At 49.9% G+C, this 8600-nt stretch carries 6 protein-coding genes; 4 read left to right on the forward strand and 2 right to left on the reverse strand.

The features are described from left to right. Positions 1-983: 983 nt before the first annotated feature. Positions 984-3038: a DNA helicase IV gene (gene helD, locus A7090_RS17670; RefSeq protein WP_105275000.1), complete on the reverse strand. Its 2055-nt coding sequence runs from the start codon at positions 3036-3038 to the stop codon at positions 984-986. Positions 3039-3160: 122 nt separating this feature from the next. On the opposite strand from helD, the gene A7090_RS17675 reads away from it, so the two are divergent. Beyond that, complete coding sequence (locus A7090_RS17675; protein ID WP_105275001.1) at positions 3161-3607, forward strand: YccF domain-containing protein; 447 nt, start codon at positions 3161-3163, stop codon at positions 3605-3607. A 9-nt stretch (positions 3608-3616) separates the two neighbouring features. After that, the gene (yccS, locus tag A7090_RS17680) at positions 3617-5779 is read left to right on the forward strand and encodes a YccS family putative transporter (protein WP_123056966.1); all 2163 of its coding nucleotides are present in this window, start codon (positions 3617-3619) and stop codon (positions 5777-5779) included. On the opposite strand, the gene sxy is transcribed toward yccS, so the two are convergent. Next, positions 5742-6371: a CRP-S regulon transcriptional coactivator Sxy gene (gene sxy / locus A7090_RS17685; RefSeq protein ID WP_105275002.1), complete on the reverse strand. Its 630-nt coding sequence runs from the start codon at positions 6369-6371 to the stop codon at positions 5742-5744. The genes yccS and sxy overlap by 38 nt on opposite strands. A gap of 217 nt (positions 6372-6588) precedes the next feature. Here sxy and sulA point away from each other — a divergent pair, with 217 nt between their 5' ends. Continuing rightward, positions 6589-7098, forward strand: coding sequence for an SOS-induced cell division inhibitor SulA (gene sulA / locus A7090_RS17690; protein WP_105275003.1), 510 nt, complete (start codon positions 6589-6591; stop codon positions 7096-7098). A 355-nt stretch (positions 7099-7453) separates the two neighbouring features. Further along, on the forward strand, positions 7454-8509 hold the full coding sequence (gene ompA, locus A7090_RS17700) for a porin OmpA (RefSeq protein WP_105275006.1): 1056 nt from the start codon (positions 7454-7456) through the stop codon (positions 8507-8509). The last annotated feature ends 91 nt before the right edge of the window (positions 8510-8600 follow it).

The raw sequence follows: 8600 nt of genomic DNA on the forward strand, positions 1-8600 counted from the left end.
TCACGCCGCATCCGGCATGAACAACGCAAAATTGCCTGATGCGCTACGCTTATCAGGCCTACACAATCTCTGCAATCTATTGAAATTGCATGTTTTGTAGGCCGGATAAGGCGTTCACGCCGCATCCGGCATGAATAACGCAAAATTGCCTGATGCGCTACGCTTATCAGGCCTACACAATCTCTGCAATATATTGAATTTGCATGATTTTGTAGACCGGATAAGGCGTTCACGCCGCATCCGGCATGAACAACGCCAAATTGCCTGATGCGCTACGCTTATCAGGCCTACGTAATCACTGCAATCTATTGAAACTGCATGTTTTGTAGGCCGGATAAGGCGTTCACGCCGCATCCGGCATGAATAACGCAAAATTGCCTGATGCGCTACGCTTATCAGGCCTACACAATCTCTGCAATCTATTGAAATTGGATGTTTTTGTAGACCGGATAAGGCGTTCACGCCGCATCCGACATGAATAACGCAAAATTGCCTGATGCGCTACGCTTATCAGGCCTACACAATCTCTGCAATCTATTGAAATTACATGTTTTTGTAGGCCGGATAAGGCGTTCACGCCGCATCCGGCATGAACAACGCAAAATTGCCTGATGCGCTATGCTTATCAGGCCTACACAATCTCTGCAATCTATTGAAATTACATGTTTTTGTAGGCCGGATAAGGCGTTCACGCCGCATCCGGCATGAATAACGCAAAATTGCCTGATGCGCTACGCTTATCAGGCCTACACAATCTCTGCAATCTGTTGAAATTGGATGTTTTTGTAGGCCGGATAAGGCGTTCACGCCGCATCCGGCATGAATAACGCAAAATTGCCTGATGCGCACACTTATCAGGCCTACACAATCTCTGCAATCTATTGAAATTGGATGTTTTTGTAGACCGGATAAGGCGTTCACGCCGCATCCGGCATGAACAAAGTGCACTTTGCCAACAATCTAAGGTGGCAAACGCCACTTTTTTATGGTTTTCTCGCCACCGGCACATCCAGATTTTTCAGTATTTCCACAAAGGGAGAGGGATTCTCTTTGTTAAACAGTGCCCATACCCGATAGCGTGCCCGGGTCAACGCCACGTACATTAAACGCCGTTCTTCGGCGTCCGGGAAGTCCTCAACCGGCGGCAGTAGCGCCTCTTCCATAATCGACTCCCGCGCCGCAGCCGGAAAACCATCACTCCCCACCTGCAAGCCAACAATAATGACGTAATCTGCCTGCTGCCCTTTGCTGGCATGAATAGTCATAAAGTCGATTTGCAACTTCGGCCAGCGTGTTGCCGCTTTTTCCAGGCTGGCAGGCCTCATGTGATGATAACGCGCCAGAACCAGAATGCGTTCTTCCGGTTTAGCGTAACCAGACAGTTTATCCAGCAAAGCATCAAGCTGGCTTTCATCCAATAACGTGACGGCCTTTTTATCACCAGAGCATAAACTGTTTAGCGGCTTTTTCAGCTGATTCGGATTCTGCTGAATAAACCGGTTTGCCACCTCACCGATACGACTGTTAAAACGGTAAGTCGTGTCTAAATCACAGCGATCGCCTTCACCAAAGTGTTTATGGAAAGCCGTAGTGAGCGACATTTGCGCACCGCTGAATCGGTAAATCGCCTGCCAGTCATCGCCAACGGCGAACAACGTCGTCTGACTGTTTTGCTTGCGTAATGCCGCTAACAACGCTGCGCGCTGCGGCGAGATATCCTGAAATTCATCAACAAGAATATGCTTCCACGGGCTGATAAAGCGACCTTTCTCCAGAGTCACAATCGCCTGGTGAATAAGGCCAGAAAAATCGACGGCGTTTTCAGCCTTCAGCGCACCTTTCCATGCTTTTAATAACGGAGCCATCAACTTGATACGTTTACTGAACAGGTCGCGAATCTCTTCGGGTGCATTGGCAATCATTTCTGCCTGTGCACCGCCGTGCATCCGCATCAGACTTACCCAGCGATCGAGGCGAGGGGCAAGGCGACGCTGCAATTTTTCATCATCCCAGAAGTTACCTTCTGACACTGACCACTGCATTTCTTCCGTCAGCCATTGCCGCCAGCCCTTCGCCTGCGCTTTCTTTTCGCAGCATTGCTTGCGCCACTCAGCAATAAAGAGTTCATGACGGGCAGCGGTATCATTTTCCAGTTTGCTGACTGTCGGTACTTTTTTGCTGCCCTGCTGAATAATATGCAGTGCCAGCGCATGAAATGTGCGTGCAGTAATGTCTTCGGTATGTAGCCGTTCGCGAATACGCTCGTCCATCTCTTCAGCGGCTTTGCGACCAAACGCCAGCAATAAAATTTGCTCAGGGGACGCTTCACCACGCGCCAGCAACCAGCCTGCTCGAGCCACCAGCACCGACGTTTTTCCGCTTCCTGCACCTGCCAGCACTAACAGAGAATGCTCACCGTTAACGACTGCCCGGGCCTGCGCCGGATTCAGCGGTGAAGACTCGACCTGGCAAAAAAAATCTGCATATTCGGTAAGCATGGCTTCGGTATACGCCTGGTTATGCTGCAACCGAGCGCCTTCAATATCTTTCAACCAGGCCTGACATTTACGCCACGCCTCACGGCAGTTATCGAATTCTTCCAGTCGGTTAACTGGCAACGGCAACGCCGACAAAGCCTGGCGGATTTGTTGCTGCACGCCAGAAGTTTGCTCACGCGTCAGCCATTTATTTTCTCCGGTGCGTGCAGCTATCAAATCCAGTTGCTGCTGTAAAACGCCAGCCGCAATTTCGCTCATCTCCGCACTCCACCGCCGCCAGTGAGCATCAAGATGATGGTAAAAACGCTGCGTCTCGCCCCATTCGGTGCCGTGCAGACGCACCACTTTTTCGTCCGGCAGAACAAATTCCAGCTCACCCCATACCAGACCGCGCTTGCAATGAATCGCCAGTAATTGATTGAAAGGAATAAGGTATTCGTGGCGATCGCCGGAGACCTTAATCCCGGCATTGAGGATCACCGCCCGATCGTAAGGGTGCTGTGCCAGACGTTTTCCAAGCGTTGTCGCTTTCAGTTCCATGACTCTGTTGATCCATACGAAATTATTTCTTATCAGTGTAACCGTCAGAGAAAACGTGCTCCAGTCCAAAAAAACGTTACAATTGCCGCCCATTACTGAAAACCACAGTAAAGCGAGGTTTTATGCGTACCGTTTTGAACATTCTGAACTTTGTGCTTGGTGGATTTGCCACCACTCTGGGCTGGCTACTGGTGACTCTGGTCAGTATTGTGTTGATTTTTACCTTACCACTGACACGATCCTGCTGGGAGATCACTAAACTGTCTCTGGTCCCTTATGGCAATGAAGCTATTCATGTCGATGAACTGAACCCGGCTGGCAAAAATGTGCTGCTGAATACTGGCGGTACGGTATTGAATATTTTCTGGCTGATTTTCTTTGGCTGGTGGTTATGTCTGATGCACATTGCAACGGGCATCGCACAATGTATTTCCATCATAGGCATTCCTGTCGGCATTGCGAACTTTAAAATTGCCGCTATTGCACTATGGCCGGTCGGTCGTCGCGTGGTATCGGTAGAAACAGCGCAAGCTGCGCGTGAAGCCAATGCACGTCGCCGTTTCCAATAATCCAACATTATGGCCTTTATGCTAAGTCCTTTGCTCAAACGCTATACCTGGAACAGCACCTGGCTGTATTACGTGCGTATTTTTATTGCGCTTTGTGGAACCACAGCGTTTCCGTGGTGGCTGGGTGATGTAAAACTGACGATTCCGCTGACGCTGGGGATGGTAGCAGCGGCACTGACCGATCTCGATGACCGGCTGGCGGGACGTTTGCGTAACCTCATCATTACGCTGTTATGCTTTTTTATCGCCTCGGCTTCAGTAGAATTGCTGTTTCCCTGGCCCTGGCTGTTTGCGATTGGCTTAACGCTCTCTACCAGCGGCTTCATTTTGCTCGGCGGTCTGGGTCAACGCTATGCAACAATTGCCTTCGGTGCGTTGCTGATCGCCATTTACACTATGCTGGGCACATCACTGTATGAGCACTGGTATCAGCAGCCGATGTATCTGCTTGCCGGTGCCGTCTGGTACAACATCCTGACACTTATTGGTCACCTGCTGTTCCCTGTCCGCCCGCTGCAGGACAACCTGGCGCGTTGCTATGAACAACTGGCGCGTTATCTTGAGCTCAAGTCGCGCATGTTTGATCCTGATATTGAAGATGAAAGCCAGGCACCGCTGTACGATTTGGCTCTCGCCAACGGCCAGCTGATGGCGACATTGAATCAGACGAAACTCTCGCTGCTGACCCGTTTACGTGGCGATCGTGGTCAACGGGGAACGCGTCGCACGCTGCATTACTACTTTGTCGCGCAGGATATTCACGAGCGTGCCAGCTCTTCTCATATTCAGTATCAAACATTGCGTGACCATTTTCGCCACAGCGACGTGCTGTTCCGTTTTCAGCGACTGATGTCGATGCAGGGCCAGGCGTGCCAGCAACTGTCACGCTGTATTTTGCTGCGCCAGCCTTATCAACACGATCCGCACTTTGAGCGTGCGTTTACGCATATTGATGCTGCGCTGGAGCGGATGCGCGATAATAGCGCGCCCGCCGATTTGCTTAAAACGCTGGGATTTCTGCTAAACAATTTACGCGCCATTGATGCCCAACTGGCAACGATTGAATCAGAACAGGCCCAGGTACTGTCCCATAATAATGACGAAAATGAGCTCGCTGATGACAGCCCGCACGGATTGAGTGATATCTGGTTGCGTCTTAGCCGTCACTTCACACCAGAATCTGCCCTCTTCCGTCATGCGGTAAGAATGTCGCTGGTGTTGTGCTTCGGCTATGCCATCATTCAGATAACCGGAATGCATCACGGGTATTGGATCTTGCTGACAAGTTTATTTGTCTGCCAGCCAAACTATAACGCCACGCGCCACCGCCTGAAGTTAAGGATTATTGGTACGCTGGTAGGTATCGCGGTTGGCATTCCTGTACTGTGGTTTGTGCCGTCACTGGAAGGGCAGCTGGTGCTGCTGGTTATTACCGGCGTGCTCTTTTTTGCCTTCCGTAACGTGCAATACGCCCATGCAACGATGTTCATCACACTTTTGGTGCTACTGTGTTTTAACTTGCTGGGTGAAGGCTTTGAAGTGGCATTACCTCGCGTAATCGATACGCTGATTGGTTGTGCCATTGCGTGGGCGGCAGTGAGCTACATCTGGCCTGACTGGCGGTTTCGCAATCTGCCGCGAATGCTCGAACGCGCCACCGAGGCCAACTGTCGCTATCTCGATGCCATACTGGAGCAATACCATCAGGGGCGTGATAACCGTCTGGCGTATCGTATTGCCCGTCGCGATGCACACAACCGTGATGCCGAGCTGGCGTCAGTGGTATCAAATATGTCCAGCGAGCCGAACGTTACCCCGCAGATTCGCGAGGCCGCATTTCGATTGCTGTGCCTTAACCATACGTTTACCAGCTATATTTCAGCCCTCGGTGCTCACCGGGAGCAGTTAACTAATCCTGAAATTCTGGCGTTTCTTGATGACGCAGTTTGCTATGTTGATGACGCGCTACATCATCAACCTGCTGATGAAGAACGCGTCAATCAGGCATTAGCTGGCCTGAAACAGCGGATGCAGCAACTCGAACCACGGGCAGACAGCAAAGAACCTCTGGTCGTACAGCAAGTCGGGTTATTGATTGCATTACTGCCAGAGATTGGTCGTCTGCAACGCCAGATTACTCAAGTTCCACCGCAAACTCCTGTTTCAGCGTAAGAGAGTCAGCCCATTCTGCAAGCTCCTGGCGGCGTGCCACCGGGAGCGCAGCTTCATGAATACCAATAATGGCACCTTCAAGCATAAACAGAATCTTCTCTGTCACCAGGCTGTTTTGCTGCCGCAGTCGCAACCAACACATCTTTGCCCCAAGTATACGTAACGCCCGTACATCCTTGATCCCCACGTCCCCGAGAATCGCTTCCAGATGAAAAGACATATTGGGCAAATCTTTCAGTCTTTCCCGGGTATTGCGCGTGCTTTTCTCTTTAAGCGCTGCATCGAGAGAATATTTCGACAGACGCACCAGCTTCAGTTGATTTCGCCACAGACTTTCATCAACCCGATAGTAATTGAGGGTAACGGATCGGCCACACTTTTTATATGTCAGCCAGACAGGTGGATGTTTTACACAGTACTGTGCACTTTGCTCACAAGCCCGAAGATACAACTCACCATCAGAAACCATCGCAAACACCGTGTCGTCAACGGTCAGGCTGTAACTACCAAACAATGATCGGTATTCAATTGTGCCCAACGTTGCCAGGTATTCTTGTGATTTATAGATCCGCTTATAGGAGAGGCTTTTCATAAAATTCCTTTTAAAATCATAATATAAAAGAATGATTCACATTAACGGATCCGTTAAATAAGAAAATAGGCAACTTATTCTTTAGGGGCAAGATTAATTTATATTTTCCCGTCACCAACGACAAAATTTGCGAGGCGCTTTCCGAAAATAGAGTTGATCTTTGTCGTCACCGGATGTACTGTATATCCATACAGTAACCACAGAGGCTGGATTGATTATGTACACTTCAGGCTATGCACATCGTTCTTCGTCGTTCTCATCCTCAGCAAGTAAAATTGCGCGTGTCTCTACGGAAAACACTACAGCCGGGCTTATCAGTGAAGTTGTCTATCGCGAAGATCAGCCCATGATGACGCAACTTCTACTGTTGCCATTGCTACAGCAACTCGGTCAGCAATCGCGCTGGCAACTCTGGTTAACACCGCAACAAAAACTGAGTCGGGAATGGGTTCAGGCATCTGGACTACCCTTAACGAAAGTCATGCAGATTAGCCAGCTCTCCCCTTGCCACACAGTGGAGTCAATGGTTCGCGCTTTACGCACGGGCAATTACAGTGTGGTGATCGGTTGGTTGGCAGATGATTTGACTGAAGAAGAGCATGCTGAACTTGTTGATGCGGCAAATGAAGGTAACGCTATGGGGTTTATTATGCGTCCGGTAAGCGCATCCTCTCACGCCACGAGACAACTTTCCGGGCTAAAGATTCACTCTAATTTGTATCATTAAGTAAATTTGGGATTAATCCTGGAAATTTTTTTGTCGCCCTGCAAATGCTTTCTGTCGTGACTATTTTTCCTTGCGGAGGCTTGTCTGAAGCGGTTTCCGCGATTTTCTTCTGTAAATTGTCACTGACAGAAAAGATTAAACATACCTTATACAAGACTTTTTTTCATATGTCTGACGGAGTTCACACTTGTAAGTTTCCAACTACGTTGTAGACTTTACATCGCCAGGGGTGCTCGGCATAAGCCGAAGATATCGGTAGAGTTAATATTGAGCAGATCCCCCGGTGAAGGATTTAACCGTGTTATCTCGTTGGAGATATTCATGGCGTATTTTGGATGATAACGAGGCGCAAAAAATGAAAAAGACAGCTATCGCGATTGCAGTGGCACTGGCTGGTTTCGCTACCGTAGCGCAGGCCGCTCCGAAAGATAACACCTGGTACACTGGTGCTAAACTGGGCTGGTCCCAGTACCATGACACTGGTTTCATCGACAACAATGGCCCGACCCATGAAAACCAACTGGGCGCTGGTGCTTTTGGTGGTTACCAGGTTAACCCGTATGTTGGCTTTGAAATGGGTTACGACTGGTTAGGTCGTATGCCGTACAAAGGCGACAACATCAATGGCGCATACAAAGCTCAGGGCGTTCAGCTGACCGCTAAACTGGGTTACCCAATCACTGACGACCTGGACATCTACACTCGTCTGGGTGGTATGGTTTGGCGTGCAGACACCAAAGCTCACAACAATGTGACTGGTGTATCTGAGAAAAACCATGATACCGGCGTTTCTCCGGTATTCGCAGGTGGTGTTGAATGGGCTATCACTCCAGAAATCGCTACTCGTCTGGAATACCAGTGGACCAACAACATCGGTGACGCTAACACCATCGGTACTCGTCCGGACAACGGTCTGCTGAGCTTGGGTGTTTCCTACCGTTTCGGTCAGGGCGAAGCAGCTCCAGTAGTTGCTCCGGCTCCAGCTCCGGCACCGGAAGTACAGACCAAGCACTTCACTCTGAAGTCTGACGTTCTGTTCACCTTTAACAAAGCTACACTGAAACCGGAAGGTCAGGCTGCTCTGGATCAGCTGTACAGCCAGTTGAGCAACCTGGATCCGAAAGACGGTTCTGTAGTTGTTCTGGGTTACACTGACCGCATCGGTTCTGACGCTTACAACCAGGCTCTGTCCGAGCGTCGTGCTCAGTCCGTTGTTGATTACCTGATCTCCAAAGGTATCCCGGCAGACAAAATCTCCGCACGTGGTATGGGCGAATCCAACCCGGTTACTGGCAACACCTGTGACAACGTGAAACAGCGTGCTGCTCTGATCGACTGCCTGTCTCCGGATCGTCGCGTAGAGATCGAAGTTAAAGGCATCAAAGACGTTGTAACTCAGCCGCAGGCTTAAGTTCTCGTCTGGTAGCAAAACCCCGCAGCTGCGCTGAGGAATCCCCAGTAATGGGCGGGTAAAAAAAGACAGGCATAGAGTTTTGTGATCT

This window comes from Escherichia sp. MOD1-EC7003 (genome assembly GCF_002965065.1).
GTDB lineage: Bacteria > Pseudomonadota > Gammaproteobacteria > Enterobacterales > Enterobacteriaceae > Escherichia.